This window comes from Sphingomonas sp. (assembly GCF_036387535.1).
Taxonomy (GTDB): Bacteria; Pseudomonadota; Alphaproteobacteria; order Sphingomonadales; family Sphingomonadaceae; genus Sphingomonas_R.
In genome coordinates this window covers 16,671-35,271 of record NZ_DASVTO010000004.1, presented here as the reverse complement: position 1 = coordinate 35,271, position 18,601 = coordinate 16,671, and the positions used below count along the sequence as shown (strand labels likewise).

26 protein-coding genes and 1 pseudogene are annotated in these 18,601 nt (G+C 68.5%); 5 read left to right on the top strand and 22 right to left on the bottom strand.

The features are described from left to right. Positions 1–5: 5 nt before the first annotated feature. The 16 genes and pseudogenes from VF649_RS00810 to VF649_RS00735 form a co-directional block, all read right to left on the bottom strand. A complete protein-coding gene (locus VF649_RS00810) occupies positions 6–593 on the bottom strand; it encodes a tail tape measure protein (RefSeq protein ID WP_331010051.1) in 588 nt (195 codons plus the stop codon). Continuing rightward, positions 583–777, bottom strand: a complete 195-nt coding sequence (locus VF649_RS00805; RefSeq protein WP_414713618.1) for a phage tail assembly chaperone — start codon at positions 775–777, stop codon at positions 583–585. Before VF649_RS00805 ends, VF649_RS00810 begins: the two co-directional genes overlap by 11 nt. Next, positions 777–1,079, bottom strand: coding sequence for a gene transfer agent family protein (locus VF649_RS00800; RefSeq protein ID WP_331010049.1), 303 nt, complete (start codon positions 1,077–1,079; stop codon positions 777–779). Before VF649_RS00800 ends, VF649_RS00805 begins: the two co-directional genes overlap by 1 nt. Beyond that, positions 1,076–1,483, bottom strand: a complete 408-nt coding sequence (locus tag VF649_RS00795) for a phage tail protein (protein ID WP_331010048.1) — start codon at positions 1,481–1,483, stop codon at positions 1,076–1,078. The genes VF649_RS00800 and VF649_RS00795 overlap by 4 nt, the downstream gene beginning before the upstream one ends. A 52-nt stretch (positions 1,484–1,535) precedes the next feature. Continuing rightward, a complete protein-coding gene (gene gp17 / locus VF649_RS00790; RefSeq protein WP_331010047.1) occupies positions 1,536–1,931 on the bottom strand; it encodes a tail completion protein gp17 in 396 nt (131 codons plus the stop codon). Continuing rightward, positions 1,928–2,134: a hypothetical protein gene (locus VF649_RS00785; RefSeq protein ID WP_331010046.1), complete on the bottom strand. Its 207-nt coding sequence runs from the start codon at positions 2,132–2,134 to the stop codon at positions 1,928–1,930. The genes gp17 and VF649_RS00785 overlap by 4 nt, the downstream gene beginning before the upstream one ends. After that, a complete protein-coding gene (locus tag VF649_RS00780) occupies positions 2,131–2,415 on the bottom strand; it encodes a head-tail adaptor protein (RefSeq protein WP_331010045.1) in 285 nt (94 codons plus the stop codon). Before VF649_RS00780 ends, VF649_RS00785 begins: the two co-directional genes overlap by 4 nt. Continuing rightward, a complete protein-coding gene (locus tag VF649_RS00775) occupies positions 2,412–2,672 on the bottom strand; it encodes a head-tail connector protein (protein WP_331010044.1) in 261 nt (86 codons plus the stop codon). The genes VF649_RS00780 and VF649_RS00775 overlap by 4 nt, the downstream gene beginning before the upstream one ends. A 54-nt stretch (positions 2,673–2,726) precedes the next feature. Continuing rightward, positions 2,727–3,752 carry a phage major capsid protein gene (locus tag VF649_RS00770; RefSeq protein WP_331010043.1) on the bottom strand — a complete coding sequence of 342 codons (1,026 nt, stop codon included), beginning with the start codon at positions 3,750–3,752 and terminating at the stop codon, positions 2,727–2,729. A gap of 92 nt (positions 3,753–3,844) precedes the next feature. Next, entirely contained in the window at positions 3,845–4,243 is a 399-nt protein-coding gene (locus VF649_RS00765; protein ID WP_331010042.1) for an HK97 family phage prohead protease, read from the bottom strand. Next, entirely contained in the window at positions 4,240–4,518 is a 279-nt protein-coding gene (locus VF649_RS00760; protein WP_331010041.1) for a DUF6127 family protein, read from the bottom strand. The genes VF649_RS00765 and VF649_RS00760 overlap by 4 nt, the downstream gene beginning before the upstream one ends. A gap of 18 nt (positions 4,519–4,536) precedes the next feature. Then, positions 4,537–5,643: a phage portal protein gene (locus VF649_RS00755; protein ID WP_331010097.1), complete on the bottom strand. Its 1,107-nt coding sequence runs from the start codon at positions 5,641–5,643 to the stop codon at positions 4,537–4,539. A gap of 62 nt (positions 5,644–5,705) precedes the next feature. Then, positions 5,706–7,012: pseudogene (locus VF649_RS00750) on the bottom strand (DNA-packaging protein); the annotation flags it as partial. A gap of 44 nt (positions 7,013–7,056) precedes the next feature. Further along, positions 7,057–7,584, bottom strand: a complete 528-nt coding sequence (locus VF649_RS00745; RefSeq protein WP_331010040.1) for a hypothetical protein — start codon at positions 7,582–7,584, stop codon at positions 7,057–7,059. 132 nt (positions 7,585–7,716) lie between these two features. Then, positions 7,717–8,313 (bottom strand): heme-binding protein, encoded by a 597-nt coding sequence (locus VF649_RS00740; RefSeq protein WP_331010039.1) that lies wholly within the window; start codon positions 8,311–8,313, stop codon positions 7,717–7,719. Positions 8,314–8,434: 121 nt separating this feature from the next. After that, positions 8,435–10,318: an ABC-F family ATP-binding cassette domain-containing protein gene (locus VF649_RS00735; protein WP_331010038.1), complete on the bottom strand. Its 1,884-nt coding sequence runs from the start codon at positions 10,316–10,318 to the stop codon at positions 8,435–8,437. Positions 10,319–10,391: 73 nt separating this feature from the next. Here VF649_RS00735 and VF649_RS00730 point away from each other — a divergent pair, with 73 nt between their 5' ends. Next, a complete protein-coding gene (locus VF649_RS00730; RefSeq protein ID WP_331010037.1) occupies positions 10,392–10,694 on the top strand; it encodes a DUF3297 family protein in 303 nt (100 codons plus the stop codon). A gap of 29 nt (positions 10,695–10,723) precedes the next feature. On the opposite strand, the gene VF649_RS00725 is transcribed toward VF649_RS00730, so the two are convergent. The 3 genes from VF649_RS00725 to VF649_RS00715 form a co-directional block, all read right to left on the bottom strand. Further along, positions 10,724–12,169 (bottom strand): SPASM domain-containing protein, encoded by a 1,446-nt coding sequence (locus tag VF649_RS00725; protein ID WP_331010036.1) that lies wholly within the window; start codon positions 12,167–12,169, stop codon positions 10,724–10,726. A 70-nt stretch (positions 12,170–12,239) separates the two neighbouring features. After that, positions 12,240–12,875 carry a glutathione S-transferase family protein gene (locus tag VF649_RS00720; protein ID WP_331010035.1) on the bottom strand — a complete coding sequence of 212 codons (636 nt, stop codon included), beginning with the start codon at positions 12,873–12,875 and terminating at the stop codon, positions 12,240–12,242. Positions 12,876–12,965: 90 nt separating this feature from the next. Continuing rightward, complete coding sequence (locus tag VF649_RS00715; protein ID WP_331010095.1) at positions 12,966–13,409, bottom strand: DUF6456 domain-containing protein; 444 nt, start codon at positions 13,407–13,409, stop codon at positions 12,966–12,968. Positions 13,410–13,696: 287 nt separating this feature from the next. On the opposite strand from VF649_RS00715, the gene VF649_RS00710 reads away from it, so the two are divergent. From VF649_RS00710 to VF649_RS00700, 3 genes are all read left to right on the top strand, one after another. After that, the gene (locus tag VF649_RS00710; RefSeq protein ID WP_331010034.1) at positions 13,697–14,260 is read left to right on the top strand and encodes a helix-turn-helix transcriptional regulator; all 564 of its coding nucleotides are present in this window, start codon (positions 13,697–13,699) and stop codon (positions 14,258–14,260) included. Positions 14,261–14,368: 108 nt separating this feature from the next. Further along, entirely contained in the window at positions 14,369–15,082 is a 714-nt protein-coding gene (gene pgl, locus VF649_RS00705; protein ID WP_331010033.1) for a 6-phosphogluconolactonase, read from the top strand. After that, the gene (locus tag VF649_RS00700; RefSeq protein WP_331010032.1) at positions 15,079–15,603 is read left to right on the top strand and encodes a flavin reductase family protein; all 525 of its coding nucleotides are present in this window, start codon (positions 15,079–15,081) and stop codon (positions 15,601–15,603) included. Before pgl ends, VF649_RS00700 begins: the two co-directional genes overlap by 4 nt. Positions 15,604–15,618: 15 nt before the next feature. Here the strand turns inward: VF649_RS00700 and VF649_RS00695 are convergent, their stop codons facing one another. From VF649_RS00695 to VF649_RS00685, 3 genes are all read right to left on the bottom strand, one after another. After that, positions 15,619–16,293, bottom strand: coding sequence for a L,D-transpeptidase family protein (locus tag VF649_RS00695; protein WP_331010031.1), 675 nt, complete (start codon positions 16,291–16,293; stop codon positions 15,619–15,621). A 98-nt stretch (positions 16,294–16,391) separates the two neighbouring features. Continuing rightward, complete coding sequence (locus VF649_RS00690; protein ID WP_331010030.1) at positions 16,392–17,216, bottom strand: NYN domain-containing protein; 825 nt, start codon at positions 17,214–17,216, stop codon at positions 16,392–16,394. A gap of 160 nt (positions 17,217–17,376) precedes the next feature. Further along, positions 17,377–17,922 carry a phosphatase PAP2 family protein gene (locus VF649_RS00685; protein ID WP_331010029.1) on the bottom strand — a complete coding sequence of 182 codons (546 nt, stop codon included), beginning with the start codon at positions 17,920–17,922 and terminating at the stop codon, positions 17,377–17,379. A gap of 154 nt (positions 17,923–18,076) precedes the next feature. Here VF649_RS00685 and VF649_RS00680 point away from each other — a divergent pair, with 154 nt between their 5' ends. Beyond that, a complete protein-coding gene (locus VF649_RS00680) occupies positions 18,077–18,598 on the top strand; it encodes a DUF1993 domain-containing protein (protein WP_331010028.1) in 522 nt (173 codons plus the stop codon). Positions 18,599–18,601 lie beyond the last annotated feature (3 nt).

Genomic DNA, 18,601 nt, shown 5'->3' with positions numbered 1-18,601 from the left:
GCTCCCTACCGATCCACCCCGGCCAGCGCGGCGCGCACCGCCCGCGCCACCTGCCGCGACGATTGCGTCAGCGCATCCGGCGCGGTCCCCGCCGGCACGTTCACCATGATCGCCACGCGCACCTCGCGCGGGGCGGGCTCGGCCGGCTGCGCCGCACGCACCTGCCCGCTCGTTGTCGGCACGAACAGTTCCGGCCCGCGCTCGCCCACGATATAGGCGGCACCGGGCGCCACGGGTCCGCCGGTCGCCCGCCCCGGCAACCCCGCCACCGCCCCGATCAGGCTGGTCGCGACCGACGCCAGGCCTCCGCCCTTGCGGGGCGCGCCGCCACCCAGCACCGATCCGATCCCGCCCGATACCGCCGCCGCGGCAATCTCCCCCAGCACCGCCAAGGCCGTGCGCTTCAGATCGTCGAACCCCAGCTTGCCCGTCCGCACCGCCCGCGCCAGTGCGGTCTCGATCGCGCGTCCCGCCTGTGTCGCATCGCGGCCCAACGGGCCGGTCAGCGTCGCGCGCATCTCCGCCACGTCGCGCGCGAACCCGGCGGTATCGGCGCGCACACCGATCACCAGCCGCTCGATCTCATCCTCCATCCGGATCCCTTTCCTGCATCGCCGCCAGGTCCTGCGATCCCAGCGGTGCGCCGTCCTCGCTCGCAATCACCGCCACCAGCGCCGCCAGTTCCGCTGGCGTCGCCCGCCAGAACCGGTCCGGTCCCCAACCGAACAGCACGCCCGCCTGCCCCGCCATCCGCACCGCGGCATCGGCGAACCGCATCATCGCCCCTGCAGGATCTGCACGATCAGCGTGCGCAGCGCCGGCGTCACCGCCGCCAGCCCGACTTCCAGGATCGCCTCGCCGATCCGCTCCCTGGTCAGGCCGTCGTCGCGCTCGACCACGACATGCCAGAACAGCGTCGCGATCTCGTGCAGCGACAGCTTGCCCGCCGCCGCGCGTTCGACCAGATCGAACAGCGGCCCCAGATCCGCCTCCGCCGCCACCAGTGCCTGAAAACTCGGGCGCAGGGTCACGCCGCGGCCGTCGACGGTCAGCGCCGCCTCGCCCCGCGCGGCGTTCATGACGACACCACCTGGCCGGAGGACTCCAGCGCCAGCGTATAGGATCGCTCGCCATTATAATCCCCGGCATAGTCCAGCCGCGCGACCAGAAACCGCCCGCGCAGCCGCTCGCCGCTTTCGAAACTCAGCTCGTAATCGTCCAGCACGCCGCTCAGCGCATTCGCCTTCAATTGCGTCTCCGCCGCCGATCCGGTGAACACGCCCGCGCCGCTGACCGACACCGATCGCACGCCCGCACCCGACAGCAATTCGCGCCATCCGCCCGATGCCTTGCTGGTGATGACCACCGCTTCGCCATTGATCGACAATTGCGTCGTCCGCATCCCGGCGACGGTCGCATAGACCGGGCTCGCCGCCCCATCCCCGACCTTCAACAGAAACGCACTTCCCTTCTCCACCGCCATGCCAAACTCCTGATCCAAGATTTGAAAAGCCGTCTGCCTCGGGGGAACGGGCTCAGCTCAGCGGGACGGTCCGCACTCGATATTCCACCATCCCCGCCCATCTTCGCCCCACATCCCGCACCACGCGCGCGCGCAGGAACAGCAGCCCGGCCACCGCATGCCCCGGCAACATCCGCGGCATCTCCGCGATCGCCGCCTCCGCTGCGGCCATCAGCATGTGCAGCCGCGCCGCCTGTCCCGCCTCTTCGCGGATCACCACCGCGATCCGGTGCTCCCGCCCATCCAGCCCCTTGGCGCCCCACGCCATTGTCACGGTCTCGCCGATCTCGACGAAAGGCGGCACTGCGTCCGCCGGCGCCCCGTCGAACACACCGCTGACCCCCGCCCCCAACCCCGTCCGCAACGCCGCCACCACCGCCGCCTGCACCGCTGCCGCCGCGCCGTTCATGCCACCCCCGCCCGCACGGCGACGCCGATCGTGCGCAGCCGCGCATCCGCCAGCATTCGTCGTGACACACCCCGGCCGACCAGCACCACGCCGTCCGCGCGCGTTTCGATCGTCAGGTCCGGCAGCACCGCCGCCGCGACCGCCGCCACCCGCCCGATCGCCGCACGCTGCCGTTCCCGCACGATCCGCTCCACCTGGGTCATGGCACCTCCTCGGCATAGATCGTGATCCGGTCCGGCATCCGCGGGTCGGTCAGCACGCGCAGCACTCGCAACTGCATCCCCGCCCGCGCGATCCGGTCGTCCGCGCGGACGTCGAACGGGCGCATCGCGATCCGCCAGCGGCCGGGACCGTCGGGTACGCAGCCGGCCCATGCCGATCCCACCGCCGCCGCCGCGCCCGCCACCCCGCCCAGCGCATCGCGTGGGCCCTCCCGCGCCACCGTCACGCGTTCCCGCAACAGCCCCGCCAACCCGCCGCTCACAACCGCACCTGTCGGAACGGTCGCCACAGCGCCGCCACCGCGGCGGGCGGCGCTGCATCATCGTCGCGGTGCGCGTACAGATACGCTGCCAGCCGCACGATCCCCTGCCGCACCGGCGCCGGCATGTCCTCCGCCGGCGCCGCCCCCAGAAACCGCTCCGCCATCCCCTCCGCCGCCACGACCAGCGTCGCCAGCACCGCATCCTCAGCCGTACTCTCCAGCCGCAGATACGCCTTCACCTCCTCGGTCCCGACCATCCACCCCTCCTTTCCCTCCCGTCACCCCGGGTCGAGCCCGGGGTGACGCAGGCGTCACACCGAAAACCGCATCAGCTTGATGGCTTCGCTGTTCACCACCGCTCCGCCCACACGCTTGGTGGCGTAGAAATGGACGAACGGCTTGTTGGTGAACGGATCGCGCAGGATCTGCGTCTCCTGCCGCTCGGCGATCAGATAGCCGACGCGGAAATTGCCGAACGCGATCGCCAGGCTGTTCGCGGCGATGTCGGGCATGTCCTCCGCCTCCACTACCGGATACCCCAGCAGCGTGTCCGGTCGCCCCTCGATCAGCCCCGGCTGCCACAGGAACGCGCCGTCCGCGGTCTTCACCTTGCGGATCGCGGACAGGGTCGCGCTGTTCATCACGAACGACGCACCCTGCCGGTACGGACTGCGCAACGCCTGCACCAGGTCGATCAATCGGTCCTGCGGGTTGCTACCGAATGCACCCGCGGCACCCGATGCGACATATTGCAGTGTCCCGAACGCACGCGCCGCGTCCCCGTCCGCCGCTACCGGTTCGGCCAGGAACCCGCGCGGGCGATTGACGCCGTTGCCGACGACGAACGCCGCTCCCTCCGCCCGCGCGAACTCGGTCGCGATTTCGTTCGCCAGCCATTGTTCGACATCGAACGCGGCATCGTCCAGCATCGCCTGGCTCGCCGCGGGATTGGCATAGAGTTCACCCGTCGGCGGCGCGATTTCCGCGAATTGCGGCGTCGCCGTCTCCGGTCGCCCGGCGGTTTCCGCCACCCAGCCCGACGGCGTCGTCCCCTTCGCCACCAGTTTGCGGTACCCGGCGGTCCCGACCTTCACCACCTGCGCGATCGATCGGATTGGCGAGATATTCGCCAGCGTCGCGTCGATCCGCCGGTCGATCTCCTCCGGCACGGCATAGCCGCCGGCCGCATCGCCGACGCCGCTCATGCTCTTCAACTCGACACCCACCTCGCGCCCGGCGCGCAGATATCCGTCGACGAACGCCGTCACCGTGCCATGTTCCGCCCGCGCGCCTTGCAATGCCGGCCGCCCGAACCCGTCCGCCTTCACTTCGTACATATGCGTCTCCCAAGAAAAACCTTCCCCTCTCCCGCTGACAGGGAGAGGGGCTGACCACGGCCGGCGGTGGGGGGGCCGAGGCCGACCGAAGGTCACGCCAAACCCACCTCATCCACGCGCGCGCCCGGCTGCATCGGCACCGCCACCAACGACACCTCCAGCAAGTCGACATCGATCAGTTCACGATATGTTCCACGGCGTTCCCGCCGCGCTCGATACCCGAACGACAGTCCTTCGACCGTCCCCGCCAGCAACGCCGCGCCCGCCGCGGACCGCGCCGCCACCCGGCCCGTCACCCGCAATCCGCGCGCATCTTCGGTCAGCGTCTCGATCACCCCCGCCGCGCGCAGCCCGCCATGCTGCCACAGCAACGGCACCCGCCCGCGCCCTGCCGCCAGCGTCCGTGCGAACGCTCCTGCCCGCACGATATCGCCGCCACGATCCACCACGTCGAACAGCGCGGCATAGCCCGCGAACCGCACGACGCTCACGGCTTCAGATGCGCGGTCAAGCCGACCCGCGCCGCCATCCCGACCACCAGCGCCGCCAGCAGGATCCGTACGATCCAGGCCAGCACCGCGTTACGCGCCGACACCTTCGCATCGCGCCACGCCTTCAACAACTCGCGCAGTTCGCCGATGTCCGCGCGCGCGCCGGGATCGTTCAACCCCAGCCGCTCCAGCACCCGCTCCGCCCCCGCATTGCTCGCCTCCTCGATCAACGCGCGCACCGTTACCGGCGCGGGGCCCCTCGCCTCTTGTGTCATCGCTGCTTCCCCTCTCGCTCACTCCGCCGCGAACCCCAGCATCTCGCGCTTTTCCGCGCGCGTCAGGAAATCCGCGCCCGTCACCTGGCTCCACATCGCCGCGCGATCGCCGGCCAGGGCCGGCACCGCATCCAGGTCCGCCGCCAGGCCCAGGTCCGCCCACCACGGCGCCAGCCCGGCGGACAGTCCGTCCAGCAGCTTGGCCACCAGCGGCAGCACCGTCAGTCGCCACAGGGCCCGGCTCGCCTCCGCATAATTGGCGTAGGTATTGTCACCCGGCAGGCCGAGCAGCATCGGCGGCACGCCGAACGCCAGCGCGATCTCGCGCGCCGCCGCCGCTTTCAGGCCCACGAAATCCATGTCCGCCGGCGACAGGCTCATCGCCTGCCATTTCAACCCGCCTTCCAGCAGCATCGGCCGCCCGGCATTGGCGGATCCGGCGAAGCTCGCATCCATGTCGGCCTTCAACCGGTCATGTTGCTCGCGCGACAGCACCGCGCCCGGCTCACCCGGATCATAGACCAGCGCACCCGAAGGCCGGGCCGCATTGTCCAGCAACGCCTTGTTCCACCGTGTCGCGGCATTGTGGATCGCCACCGGCCCCGCCGCCGCGCCCAGCGATCCCAGGCCATAATGGTCGTCCAGCGGATGCAGCGCCTTCAGGTGGATCACCCCCGCACCGCCGTCACCGGCCAGCGGATACCGCATCACCGCAGCCCCGGCCTGATAGCGATAGGCAACCGGCCACCCGCCCCCATCCGGCTCCACCGTCACGCGCTCGGGACGCAATGGATACAGCGCATCCGGCCGCCCGTCCGCGCCGATCCCGACCAGCAGATACGCATTGCCGTGCAACAGCATCTGCGCCGCCGCCGTTTCCAGCACGGGCTTCACGATCCGCTCGGCCACGTGCCCCTGTTCGCCCGCCAGCACGATGACGCTGCCGCACGCATCCGCCACCATCCGCACTGATCGCTGCGCCACCGCATTGCCCAGATACGCATCCCGCACCTGCGCCTCATATCCGCGCGGCCAATCCCCCTGCAGGCCGCCGACGCCGATCCCACCCCGCACCAACGCCGGACGCGCCTCCGCACGCCCGGACCTCCGCCCGAACAACCGCATACCCACCTCCCTCTCCTTCTTCTAAACCCTCTCCCCTCGGGAGAGGGAGAAAGGCGGCTCACAACACCCTGAGCCCCGGCATCCCCACGCCCCGCCCCAGCATCAGCTCGGTCATCGCCCACACCAGCGCATCCGCCCGGTCCGGCGATCGTCCCGGCCCCACATAGCAACCGCCCGACAGCAGCCCCGCCAGCTCGTCCTCCAGCTGCGGAAACGCGCCGACATGCACCGCACGGCCGGCTTCATATAGCGCCGCTACCGGCTCGGCCCGCGCCACCTTGCCGCGGCTGGCGTGGACCAGCTTCACCGGCAGGCCCTGGTTCGCGGCGCGCAGCACCGCCTCCACCATCGCCCCGCCATTGTTCGCCTCTGCTACGACTCGATCCGCCCCGTGCCTCGCGGCGCAGTCCGCCACCGCCCGCGCCCAGCCGTCCGGCGTCGCCCCCTGCACGCTGGCGTCGGCGATCACCTGCGCGATCCCGTCCGCCCCCAGCGCCACCGCCACGATCCCGCACGCGTCCGATCCGGCCCCGGCTCCCGCCGGCGGATCGACCGCCACCACCGTCCGTACGGATGGCAGCGCACGGGTCCGCCGGCATGCCTCGATCAGCGCACGGCTCCACAGCGCGCCCTCGATCTCCTCGATCAGCTCGCCGTCCAGCTCCTGCCGCCCCAGCCGCGTGCCGCCATATAGCGCATCCATCGTCGCGACGAAGCTGTCGGCCAGGTTGGCACGGTTGTCCGCGGTTCGCCCGCGCGTCACCACCACCCCCGGCATCGCGACCAACCTGCGCACCAGCGGCACCGGGCGCGGGGTGGTGGTCGCCACCGTCCTGGGATCTTGCCCCAGCCGCAGACCCATCATCAGATTGTCCCACGCCGCGTCGCCATCCTTCCACTTCGCGATCTCGTCGGCCCACGCGGCATGATGCTGCGGCCCGCGCAACGCCTCCGGTTCCGCCGCGGAATAGACGAAGGCCTGCCCTCCACCCGGCCAGCGCAGCCGGCGCAGCGACGGCTCCCACACCGGCCGCACCGGTGGCGGCGCAATGGCCAGCAGCCCGCTTTCGCCCTCCACCATCACCGCCCGCGCCTCGGCATAGGTGGCTCCTACCAGCGCCACCTGCACGCCCGGCGTCGCCTCCACCTGCGCCCGCACCCATTCGGCACCGGCCCGCGTCTTCCCGAACCCGCGCCCGCCCAGCATCAGCCATATCCGCCAATCTCCCGTCGGCGCCCGCTGTCCCGGCCGCGCCCACAAGTCCCAATGATGCTCCGCCGCTCGCGCGCTTTCGCCCAGCCCGGCGATCCATCGCACCCGCTCCTCCGCCGGCAGACACGCCAGCCGCTCCCCCAAGGATCGATCCAATCCGCCTCCTTCCCCCGTTCATCCGATCACCGTCATCCCGGCGCCTACCGGGGTCCGACTCGACGGACGTCACCGGCGCGACCATCGCGGCGCATCTGGGCCCCGGCATGCGCCGGGGTGACGTTTGTGGTATCCAGCGCCGAAACCTCCCCTGCCACCAACCGCTGCTTTATCTCGGCCAGCTTGTCCCCGATCCGCTGCTGCACCACCGCCAGATCCTCGATCTCGTCGAAGATGTCGGTCGCCTGGACCGCGGCGCGGTGCTGCCGCAACAGTTGCAGCCAGCCGCGCTCCTCCTGCACGGATGGCGCATCGGCCTCCGCCGGCCCGCCGAACGCCCGCGCCAGCGCGCGTTCCAGCATCTTGAATTCCAGCCGCAGATACCCCTCCGCAAGTGCCCGCAGAAACGCCGTGCGGAACACGCCGTCAACCTGCCGCCGCTGCCAGGCGCGCTTGTCGTTCGTACCCGCCAGCACCGCCGACCGCGTCACATTCGCCGATGTCGCCAGTTCCTCCAGGAACCGCCGCTCGATTGTCGGCGACCAGGTCGCCGGCCGCTTCTCATCCGCCATTCCCGCCCTCCGGACATGAAAAGGGCCGGGATGCGGTCACCCGCCCCGGCCCTTTCGGACTTTCTCATCGTTCCTGTTTTGTGCCAGATCAGCGCGCCGATGTCAAGCACTAATAACCGCGCTGGTACATTGCTAGTCGGCGAGTGGTTGCCAGATCTCGTTATGCCGGGCCGGCGCCGGAATGAACGGCGCGTTGAAAAAGGCGTGGACGACCTCGCCGTCCGGCTGCAATCCCCGGCGCGCGATCCACGCCGCCAGTTCATCCGCCTTCGCCGCCAGGATCGCGTCGTCGACCTTGCCGGCGAACCCCACCACCGCCACCCGCCGCGCCGGGATCATCGCGATCTCCACACCCGGATCGGCGGTCGGCAACGTATCGCGCGTATAGATTTTCGGCATCACGAAACTGACGGTCCACCCCTGCCCGACGCGTCGCTCCGCCAGCACCGGCGCCGTCATCGGGATCTCGTCGCCTTCGCGATGCTCCGCAAAGATATAGCCGGCCAGCACGCCGAATCCCTGCCCCAGCGCCCGGTCGCGCCCGCCCGGCTGCACCGTCCGCGCCACCAGGATCGGCGGATATCGTCGTACCGAAAACAGCCCGTCTTCCTCCACCGTGATGAAATCGGGCTTCTCGGTCGCGCGCTCCTTCAGCCAGTACAGCCCGGCTCCCGCCACCGCGACCGCCCCGATCCCCGCGGCCCACCGTCCGATCCTGCGATAATTCATCGATATCATCCCGAAACGAAGCCCCTCCCCGTCAGGGGCGGGGTTGGGGCGGGGCAACAGCACCCCAAGGTTCAACGCCCGATCTTTACGCCAACAGCCATCCGGAAAGGAATGGAGCGCCCTAAGCCGCCGCCTGCTCCAGAACCTCGCTCGCCTCGACCCATTTCGCCTCCGCTGCGGCCAGCCCGGCCTCCGCCTCCGCCCGCGCCTTCATCAGTTCGGACATGGTCAGCTTCGCATAGGCCGCACCCGCCGATTTCGGATCGAACATCGCCAGGTCGATCTCGCCCCGGATCGCGGAATATCGCGCCATCTCGCGCTCCGCCGCCTGCACTGCCTTGCGCAGCCCCTGCGACTTCTCGCGCTGTTCCGCAGCCGCCTTGCGGTCCTGCTTCGACTTGGACTTGCCGCCGCCGGCACCATTGTCGTTGCTGCCCGACCCGCCCGATCCCTTCAGCACCATCTCGGTATAATCGTCCAGCGACCCGGTATATTCGGTCGCGGTCCCGCCATCGACCAGCACCAGTCGGTCCGCGGTCAGTTCCAGCATGTGGCGGTCATGGCTCACCAGCACCACCGCGCCCGCATAATCGTTCAACGCCTGCACCAGCGCCTCGCGCGAATCGACGTCCAGATGGTTGGTCGGCTCGTCCAGGATCAGCATGTGCGGCGCCTCCCGCGTGATCAGCGCCAGCGCCAGCCGCGCGCGCTCCCCGCCCGACAGCTTGCCGACCTTGGTCAGCGCCTTGTCGCCGGAAAATCCGAACCGCCCCAATTGCGCCCGCACCGCGCCCGGCGACATCCCCTTCATGATCCGCGTCATATGCTCCAGCGGCGTGTCCGACGTGTCGAGTTCCTCCACCTGATATTGCGTGAAATACCCGACCTTCATCTTCGACGTCGCGGTCATGCCGCCTTCCATCGCCGGCAATTGCGCCGCCAGCAGCCGTGCCAGCGTCGTCTTGCCATTGCCGTTGCGGCCCAGCAGCGCGACGCGGTCGTCCGGGTCCAACCGGAAATTCAGCCGTTGCAGGATCGGCGTGTCGGCATAGCCCACCGCCGCCATGTCCAGCGTCACCAGCGGCGGGCGCAACTCGCTCGGGTCCGGGAAATTGAACGACAGCGTCGGGTCCTCGGCCGCGCTCGCGATCGGCTGCATCTTGGCCAGCGCCTTGGCGCGCGACTGCGCCTGCTTGGCGGTCGATGCCCGCGCCGAATTGCGCGCGATATAATCCTGCAACTTCTCGCGCTGCTTCGCCTGGCTCGCCCGTGCCGACTCCAGCTGCGCCAGCCGCTCCGCACGCTGCCGCTCGAACGAATCATATCCGCCCGCGTACAGCGTGGTCTGCCCGTTCTCCAGGTGCAGGATATAATCGACGACGTTGTTCAGCAGGTCGCGTTCATGGCTGATGACCACCATCGTCGCGCGATAGCCCTTCAGGAAGTTCTCCAGCCACATCGTCGCTTCCAGATCGAGATGGTTGGACGGCTCGTCCAGCATCAGCAGGTCCGGCCCGGAAAACAGCAGCGCGGCCAGCGCGACGCGCATCTTCCATCCGCCCGAATAGCTGTCGAGCGGCCGCCCCTGCATCTCCTCGTCGAACCCCAGCCCGACCAGGATCCGCGCCGCCCGCGCCGGCGCGCCATAGGCGTCGATCGCGATCAGCCGTTCATGCACCTCGCCCAGCCGGTCCGGATCGGTCTCGGCCTCGCTTTCGATCAGCAACGCCGCGCGCTCGGTATCCGCGGCCAGCACCGTCTCGAACGGCGTGGCCGTACCCGACGGCGCCTCCTGCGCGATATAGCCGATCTTGGCGCCGCGCGGCATCTCGACCGCGCCCTCGTCCGAATCCATCAGGCCGCAGATGACCTTCATCAGCGTCGACTTGCCGGCGCCGTTGCGGCCGATCAGCCCGACGCGTGCCCGCATGGGCAGCGCCGCCGTGGCGCGGTTCAGGATCGTGCGTCCGCCAAGACGCACCGTGATTCCGTTCAGGTTCAGCATGGCCGCGCCGATAGCGCAAAACGCCGCGCCGCGCTATCGGGGCGCGAACACGACCAGACGGAAGCCCCGAACCATGACCGACACGCCCCCCGATCGCCTCTCCACCAACCCGAAAAGTCCCTATTTCCTGACCGAACATCTCCAGCGCGGCGTCGGCATCGTCTTCAACGGCGTCGAAAAGACCAATGTCGACGAATATTGCGTGTCCGAAGGCTGGGTGAAGATGGCGGTCGGTCGCACGCTGGATCGCAAGGGCAATCCGATGACGATCACGCTGAAGGGCACCGTCATCCCCTATTTCCGCGACACCGCTGCGCAAACCGACCAAGGGCCTGAAGCCGAAACGGCGCCCGCGGATCCGGCTGCGGACTCCTGATCCGGCCTGCGCCGACTGCCGCAGCCGGTTCAGCTCTTCACGAACGCGCCGAATTCCCCCAGTTGCACGATCGGATCACGAAGCCGCGCATCCTGCATCGCCTCGACGAACTGATCGTGCTGCGGGTGCGACGGCAGCCAGACCGCACGGCTCTGGAAGTCTGCCGCCGAATAGGTCCCCCAGTTGGTCAGCTGCCCGAAATAGATCTCGCTGGCGCCCACGCGGTGGGCCAGGTCGCACGCATCGCCCATCTCGGCAAAGTTCTCGACCTGCACGGTAAAGGCCAGACCGAACAGGTCGACCTGTCCCGTCGCCAGCAGCTCGCCCGCAAACGCCATATTCTCCAGCATCGTGCTCCACCGGGCACCACGGCGCAGCCGCTCGTGCGTCGGTCCGGTGGCGGCATCCACGCTGATCCGCAATGTGGATGTCCGGCCATGCAGCACCGGGAAACTCGCCCATTGCCGCGGCGTCAGCAGCATGGCGTTGGTCATGATCCTGAACTTCAGCTTGGCGAACGCGTCGTCCTCCAACGCGGTCAGCAACTGGCGGAAGTTCTTGCTGGCGAACGGATCGCCCGAACCGGTGACGTAAACTGACGTCGCGCCTTTCAACAGCGGCAGGATCTTCGTTTCCTGCAACAGGTCGAACGCCGCCCGCTGCGCCGAATCCGCCGCATAGGTTTCGATCCGGCAACTCGGACAGCTCAGGTTGCAGGTCCGGTCATAGGCCAGGTTCACGTCCTGCGGCCCTTGGTTCAGCCTGACGGCCGCGTCGCGGATCACGGTTCGCCAGAAATCGGATTGCGCCGCCATGTCGGCCGCGGTCGACAGGCGCGCGGACTGGATGGAAGGGCACGTCATCTTGTTGCAGTAACGGTAGCTTCCGTCATGGATCGACGCCCGGATGTTCCGCGCCTGATCGGAATTCCAGACATCTTCCCAGGCCTGCGTCTGCAGATTTCCGATCGATCTCGGCAGGTAACTGGAGCAGCAGAGATGCGCCGATCGTTCCAGCACGTCCAGGTTGACGAACGGCATGCGACAGACCCGGCCCTGCAGATCATATTTCGGATTATCGGGATCCAGCAGGCTGTTCAGGTAGAAAAGCGCACCCTGCATCAACGGAGATTGGCTGAACCGCGCCGCGACGGGATCGAGACTTTCGATCACGGTTGCGACCTGCCCGTTCGCCGCATGGTACATCCCGATCAGGATGATCAGCCTCAGCTGCTCGCCCTTGTCGGCTGTCCGGTCCAGCCGGTCGCCCAATGCCGCCAGCAGATCGGGCAGGCCCTGGGTAATGCCCGGAATCTCCGGCCACAATTCGGGATGATCCAGGCCGTCCGACAGGATCGACATCAGCAGGTCGGCGATTTCGTCGGTGTTCTGCCGCAACGACGCCGCCGGCGCGGGTCGGCTTTCTTCCGCAATCGGGTCGATGACGGGTTCGGTGACGTCCGACAGGAAATCCATGGTTAAGCCCCGATCAAGATAATTGAACGAAACCTACCCGGACAAGGTTAACAACCTCTTCACCGATCGCTCACGCCATCCGCGCGATGAACGCCCGCTCCTTTTCCGCCAGGCCCGCGAACGACGGCCGTGCCAGGATCGCGTCCCGGAACGCCGTCACCCGCGGATATGCGTCCAGCGTGCCGCCGGCATGCTCCAGGTTGAGCAACGGGCTCGCCACGGCCAGATCCGCCAGGGTACAGCGGTCCTCGACCAGGAACAGGCTGTCCGGGATCCGCGTCTCCAGATAGGTGAGCAGCCGCGGCAACGCCGCTTCACCCCGCGCCGCAGCGTCATCGTCGCCGGCGACCCGCTCGAACTTCGGCCGCACCACGCGGTTCAGGAACATCGGCCCGATCGCGCCGAACAGCTCGCTGTCACCGAACTCCTCCCATGCCATGGCCCAGCCCCGCGCGCGGGGCGCGGTGGGGATCAGCGCCGGCTCTGGATGCTTCGCTTCGATATAGGCCACGATCGCGCTCGAATCGGGCAGCAGATAGTCGTCATCGCGCAACGCCGGCATCTTGCCGAGCGGATTGGCCTCGCGGAACTCCGGATCCTCGCTTGCCCGCCCGATCCGCTTCAGTTCGATCGCCACGCCCTTTTCATGCGCGAACGCCAATACCTTGCGCACGAAGGGAGAAAAGGAACTGCCATACAGGATCACGCGCCGTCTCCTCAAATCCCTCTCCCACCGGGAGAGGGAGGGCCCCGCCGCAAAGCGGTGGGAGGGTGAGAGTGACAGGGCTGTCGCGCTTCATCCCAGACCATAATGATCCGCCACCCGGTCCAGCGCCAGCCCCAGCACCAGTTTTCCCGACCGCTTCGGCCAGGCCAGCGCCCGTTCCGCTGCCTCCAGCCCCTCGCCCGCACACACCACGCGCCACAACACGTCCGACAATCCCGGCCCGGCCGCCGTAACCGCGTCCGAAAATCGCTGCTTGGCCGCGATCTGCGCCGTGGTCGGATCCATCGCCTGCGCCCCGCCGCGGCCCGGGGTCGCCGCCGCGTCCCACCGCATCGTGACACGCGGGTTCAGCTGCGCCGTTTCCCAATCCGCCCGCACCCGCTCGCCCGCCTCATATTGCCGTGCGCTCACATGCCCGCGGGCACGCAACCAGCCGAGCGTCGACTCACCCCGGTTGACGGTCACGCGCCGCCCGTCGCCACCGGGCGCGGGCATGGTGCGCTCCGCCAGCATCCGGTTCGCGCCGTCCGGCCGCGCATCGCGCACGCACCAGCCGCGCCCTGCTGCGGTCGCGACCAGGCATCCGCCCTCGATCCGCGCCAGATCATGGCGCACCAACACCGCCACCAGCGCGGCCGGCGTATCCGACAGCCTCCGTCCCGCCGCCAACGCCGCCATCACCGCCTGACCACGCCGGTCCAACTGCACGCCCATCGCCATCTCCCTCGCTGCCGGCCATGACTTGCCATATTCGCCGGTTTGTAGGACAGGGGAATAACCGTATCGGTTAGCGAGGGTTTATGATCACCATCATCCGCGATGTTCGCCGGTCCAGGGGCATGACGTTGCAGGACGTCGCCGATGCTTGCGTCCCACCCACCACGGCGCAGACGATCGGGCGGCTGGAAACGGGCATGCGCACCGTCTCGGTCGCGTGGCTCAACCGGATCGCCGCTGCGCTGGGCGTGCCCGCGGCCGATCTCGTACGCCTGCCGGAACAGGTCGATCTGCCCGTCGCCGCGATCCTCGGCGGCACCGGCGCCGTCGCCCCGCGCCAATCGGACGCCGTCATACCGCCCCGTCCCGCCGCGGGTCAGGTCGCGATCATCGTGGAGGCCGGCGTTGGCGATTACCGCGCCGGTGACATCCTCTGGTGCGATCGCATCGCGGCGGACGCCTTCCCCGCTGCGCTCAACCGCGACATCCTCGTACCCCGACCTGCCGGACGATTCCTGTTCGGCCGCCTGATCGGGCGCGAAGCCGGCAAGCTTCAGATGCTCCCCCTCGGCGCCGGCATGCGGCAACAGGTGCTGGCCGATCCGCCCTGGGCCGCGGTCGCGCGCCTCCTGGTCCGCAATCTCTGACGCTCTGCCCCGGTAACGTCCGCGACCAACACAGATCGGGTCGACCACCCCTCGCCACCCTTGCCCCCTTCCGCTAAGAGCGCGCGACACCCGAAGGAGCCTGACAGGATGATCGAAGCGGAATGGTGGGAGTTCGAGGACCGCAAGAGCCTCGCGCAACAGGTCGCCGACGATATCGAATTCGTGATCGAACGCGCGATCACCGGCCGCGGCCATGCCTTGCTCGCGGTGACCGGCGGCAGCATGCCGGCCGCGATCTTCGCCGAACTCGGCAAGCGGAAAATCGCCTGGGACAAGGTGGCCATCACCCTCACCGACGACCGTATCGTTCCCGATGATGATGCGCTCAGCAATTTCGCCGCGCTGAAAGCCATGGCCGGCAAGACCGGCGCGACCCTGGTGCCGCTGGTGCAGGGTGCGACGCGCGATGACGATGTTGCCGCCGCCGGTCGCGCCGCCGATGCGCGGCTGGCCGATCTTCATTTCCCGCCGGACCTCGTCTGGCTGGGCGTGGGAGAGGATGGCCACACCGCCTCGATCTTCCCGGGTCCCGATTTTCAGCACGCCGTCGCCGGTCCCGCCGCCCGGCGTGCGGTCGGTGTCCGTCCCGATCCGATGCCGGCCGATCGCCCCGCCAACCGCGTCACGCTGACGCTGCCCGCGCTTGCCGCCGGCCACGCCATGATCGTCACCATCGCCGGCGATGCGAAGAAGGCGGTGCTGGAACGCGCGATCGAGGAAGGCCCGTCATCCACGCTGCCGATCGGGCGCGTGCTGGCCGCGACCGAGGCTGCGATCGATATCTACTGGAGCGCCGAATGACGACGACCGACGCCACTGCGCTACCGCCCGCCACCGACACTGCGACGTTGGCCGCCGCGGTCCGGCTCGCACTGCGCCGGATGGCGAAATCGGTCACCGTCATCACCTGCCTGCACGAAGGCCGGCGCTATGCGATGGCGGCCACGGCGGTCGATGCGCTGTCGATGGATCCGCCATCGATGATCCTGTCGGTCAACCGGTCGGCGTCGCTGCACGCCCCGCTCGCGGCGGGTGCGGACTTCTGCATCAACGTCCTCGGACACAGCCATGAAGCGGTCAGCCGCGCCTGCGGCGGCGGCATGAGCGGCGAGGATCGCTTCGGGGTGGGCGACTGGATCGCGGGGCCATCCGGCGTGCCGATCCTGGCCGATGCGCAGGCCAGCTTCGTCTGCCACAACGACGTCTCGCTCAGCTATGGCACGCATGGCATCTTCGTCGGCCGCCTGGTCGATGTGCGCTCGTTCGGCGATGTCGATCCGCTCGTCTATCTCGACGGCCGCTATACCCGCATCGCCGATTGATCGCCGCGGCCGGGTTCAGGCCGCGGTGATTGCCTGCCCCTGCTGCAACATCTCGCCGCGCGTCACGATCACGCGGTCGCCCAGTTTCACCGCCTTGAACAGCTTGGCCGCGAACGGCGTCGGCACCCCGATGCAGCCATGGCTGACGAATCCATAGCGCACGTTGCTGCCGTGGATGGACACGCCGTCGTTGGTCAGCCGCAGCATATAGGGCATCGGTGCGTCATACAGGTTGGAAACATGATCCGCGTCCTTCTGCGTGATCGGAAAAATGCCGAGCGGCGTCGGCTTCTCGTCGGCGCCGTACATCACCACCGCGGTCCCGATCTCATATCCCCCGCGAAAGATCGACAGCGTCTGCGCCATCAGGTCGACGGTGACGATCACCGGGCCGGGCGGTACCCCGGCCTCGTCCCATACATAATCGCCGTGGGTGAAGGGATGCGGCACGTCCAGCACCCGCTTGATGACCATGCCCGTTTCGGCCGGTTCGGCTTGCGGCTTGGTGATCTTGGGCGCGGCGACGGGCCGGACCGCCTGCACCGGATGTTCCGTCGCCGCCACGACATGCGGCGCGGGAACCGGCGCCGGCCGGCGCAACGTGACTCCGGCATACCAGGTTGCGGCGCCCAGCCCGATCAGGGCGATCGCGCCCGCTATTCCCCGCTCCATCCACCGTCTGCCCGTCATCGCCGTCCCTTCGCCTTGGCGCCGCATCGCACCGCGCGCAAGGCATCCCTGCACGCCGTCCGGTAAAGATCGCGCAAAGCGCCGCCGCGGCCGTGGGATCAGCGGCTCCGCCGCACCGGCGTCGCGCTCACTCGCTCGACATACAGCCGGTCGCCGCCGGTCGCGACCTTTTCGCGCAGGATGTCATAGCCATTCTCGTTCTCGACCAGATCGCTCAGCTTGCGCATGCCATAGTTGCGCGGGTCGAAATCGGGCATCAGCTTCTGGATCTGCGTGCCGACCACGCCCAGCGGAACGCGCTTGTCATCGCCGATCACCGCATCGAACGCCTCGTCCAGTGCCGGGCGAAAATCAGCGGGGGATTTCAGCGTCTGCGCGGTCGCGGCCACCGGTTCGGCGACCTCCGGCTCCGGCTCCGTCACCCGTGTCCGCGGCGCCTTTGCCGGCTTGCTCACCGCCGCCGCCGGGGCGCTGGCGACTGCGGCGGCCGCCGCGCCTTTCTGCCGGAACAATTCGGTGTAGATGAAGCGGTCGCATGCGGTGATGAACGGCTTCGGCGTCTTCTTCTCGCCAAATCCGAACACCGTCAGCCCATTTTCCCGGATCCGGGTCGCGAGCCGCGTGAAATCGCTGTCGCTGGTCACCAGGCAGAACCCGTCCAGGCTGCCCTGATGCAACAGGTCCATCGCATCGATGATCAGCGCGCTGTCGCTGGCGTTTTTCCCGATGGTATTGCGGAACTGCTGGATCGGCTGGATCGCATGTTCCATCAACGGGTTCCGCCACCCCGCCAGGTTCTGCATCGTGAAATCGCCGTAGATGCGCTTCACCACCGCGGTCCCCAGCGCCGCCACCTCCGACAGCAGCGGCCCGATGACATTGGGCGATGCATTGTCGGCATCGATCAGGACGGCAAGGCGCAAAGCAGATCTCCCGGACATGCGGCGTGTCGCATGATCATGTATAGCCGGGCATTGGCCCGCCGGGCTACCCTGGTTCGCAGACGCCCGGTCAATCTCTGTCCTTTGGCGGCTATGCCGACCGCATCACGACGTCACGTCAGGGGGATCGGCGGGTGCCGTGTCAGAACCGCGCCGCCAGCGACAGGCCGCCGCCGCTGCCATCGCCCCACGGCACCAGCCGCACGTCGGACGTGCGCTGGCGGGTGATGGCGAACGCGGTTCCCGTACCCAATGCCGCGCCGGCGACCGCGTCGTACCAATGATGCCGCCGCGCCTCCACGCGCGCGACACCGACGAACGTCGCCAGTGCAAACGCCGGCAATCCTGCCTGCCAGCCATATCGATTTTCCAGCGTGCCCGCTGCCGCGAATGCGATGGACGTATGTCCCGACGGGAAACTCTTGCGATCGCTGCCGTCCGGGCGGCGCTCGGGGATCAGTTCCTTCAAGGCATAGGTCGCGCCGCCGGTCGCAATCAGGCTTCCCGCCGCCTGCAGATCACCATGCCAGTCGCCCTGCACCGCCGGCACGCCCAGCGCGACACCGACCAGCGCATCCCGCGCGATCCCGCTCGCCTTGCCCCACCCCCGGTGCGACGCCGCGGCCGGCGACGAAATCAGGAACAGCATGATCGCACACAGGGTGCGGCGTTTTGGATCCATGGTCATGCAGACCAGACGTACCCGTGCAGCCATTCCCTCACAAGCCGGTGGATGATGTCGCAAACGGGGGCTGCGAAACCGCGATTCCCAAGCGGATCGGAGGCATGGACCGGACGGCCACGGCGCGCCATAGACGCAGGGATCTTATCGGAGCCCTGCCATGTCCCTGTCCCTTTATGACGCCGTCGTTCCTTCCAACCTGCAGATTCTGGCCGCCGTCGACGCCATGCTGGACAAGGCGGAGGCGTCCTGCACCGAAAGCGGCCGCGCGGCATCCGATCTGATCGATGCGCGGCTTGCGCCCGACATGCTGCCGTTCGGCTACCAGGTGAAATCCTGCGCCGCGCACTCGGCCGGTGCCATCGACGGCACGAAGGCGGGGCGCTTCGCCCCGGACCGGTCGCCATGGCCGACCGATTTCGTCAGCCTGCATGCCATCGTGCAACAGGCGATCACCGATCTGAACGGACTGGACCGGGCGGCGGTCGATGCCTTGGTCGATCAGGATACTTGCTTCGAATTTGGCGAAGTGCGCTTCCCCTTCACGGGCGCGAACTTCCTGCTCTCCTTCTCGCAACCGAACTTCTATTTCCACGCGTCCATGGCCTATGCGATCCTGCGGGCGCAGGGCGTGAACCTGGGCAAGCGCGACTTTCTGGGCACGATGCGCATGGCGCAATAGCAT